The 1,373-nt window shown below is 69.7% G+C and carries 2 protein-coding genes; one reads left to right on the plus strand and one right to left on the minus strand.

Features of this window, described 5'->3' with window-relative positions:
• Positions 1-22: 22 nt before the first annotated feature.
• Positions 23-706, minus strand: coding sequence for a phosphate signaling complex protein PhoU (gene phoU, locus AC1DVT_RS20270; protein WP_457099284.1), 684 nt, complete (start codon positions 704-706; stop codon positions 23-25).
• A gap of 164 nt (positions 707-870) precedes the next feature.
• Between phoU and AC1DVT_RS20275 the strand changes: the two genes are divergently transcribed.
• Positions 871-1,373, plus strand: a 503-nt coding sequence (locus AC1DVT_RS20275; RefSeq protein WP_477391200.1) for a sensor histidine kinase family protein, incomplete at its 3' end; no start/stop codon positions are given.

The following is a 1,373-nucleotide window of genomic DNA, read 5'->3' on the forward strand; positions in this document are numbered from 1 at the left end:
CCCGCTCTTCTGCGTCTGCGAGCTACCGGGCGGCGCCGGGGATGACGAACGAGTCGTCGTTGTCGGTCGTCCAGTCGCCGGTGGCGAGGTAGGCGACCTTCTTCGAGATGGAGACCGCGTGGTCGCCGAAGCGCTCGTGGTAGCGGCTCGCGAGCGTCGCGTCGACGGTCGCCGCGGGCTCGCCCTGCCAGCTGTCGCTGAGCACCTTCTCGAACACCGAGATGTGCAGCTCGTCGATGGCGTCGTCGTCGTTGCGGATCTCCTCCGCGAGCGCGAGGTCCTGGGTGCGCAGCAGCTCGGTGAGCTTTCTGGCGACCTCGACGTCGAGCTGCCCCATCTCGATGAACGTCGACTTCAGGCCCTTGGGGATGGCGCGGTCGGGGAAGCGCATGCGGGTGAGCTGGGCGATGTGCTCGGCGATGTCGCCCATCCGCTCCAGCGACGCGCTGATCCGGAGGGCGCTCACCACGATGCGGAGGTCGCGCGCGACCGGCTGCTGGCGCGCGAGGATCTCGATCGCCTGCTCGTCGAGGGCGATGGCCTTCTCGTCGATGATCGCGTCCGCTTCGATGACTTCTTCGGCGAGGGCGACATCACTCGTGCCGAACGCGCGGGTCGCCTTCTCGATCGCCACGGTCACCAGTCCGGCGATCTCGACGAGTCTCTCCTGAACGTCTTCGAGCGACTGGTGGAAAACTTCGCGCATGGGAACACCTCTCTGATTCGCGGCGGCAACCGCCCCGCGACCCTCGCGATTGTCGTCAGCGAAGGTTAACGAACGGTGCCACGAGAGTGAATAGTACTGGGCCGGGCTCGCGGCGAGGCCGCTGACGGCCCGAACGGCGCCCGGTTCGCCCGTACTCTGGGGGAATGCATTCGACGCAGCTCGCGCTGCTCGCCCTGCTCCTCGGGGCGGCGATCGGGGGTCTCGTGTCGGTCATCGTGATGGCCGCTCTGCGGGCGCGCGATCGCCAGAGGGTGGAGCAGTCCACCGCGGTCCCGGACGGGGTGGCGGAGGTTCTGCACGGCATGGATGACGCGGCCGCCGTGGTGGACACCTCGGCCACCGTCCTCGCCGCCTCGGCCTCGGCCGTGCCCTTCGGGCTCGGCGAAGGCTCCGTGCTCCCCAGCGCCGAGCTGAAGGGGCTTGCCCGCCGCGCCCGCGCCGGCGAGGCGGMGGCGACCGCCACGCTGCGGCTCTCGCGCGGCGCTCTGCCGGCCGAGCCGAGGCTCGTCGTGGTGCGGGCGACCAAGATCTCGCCGAGGCTCACGTTCCTCGTGCTGCGCGACATCACCGAGAAGGAGCGCGTCGAGCAGATGCGCCGCGATTTCGTCGCCAACACCAGTCACGAACTGAAGACGCCGGTCGGCGC

This window comes from Microbacterium sp. P2_F9, from assembly GCF_056403635.1.

Coding starts and splice junctions, on each gene's coding strand:
- phoU (WP_457099284.1), bottom strand. CDS start 706: ATGCGCGAAGTTTTCCACCAGTCGCTCGAAGACGTTCAGGAGAGACTC.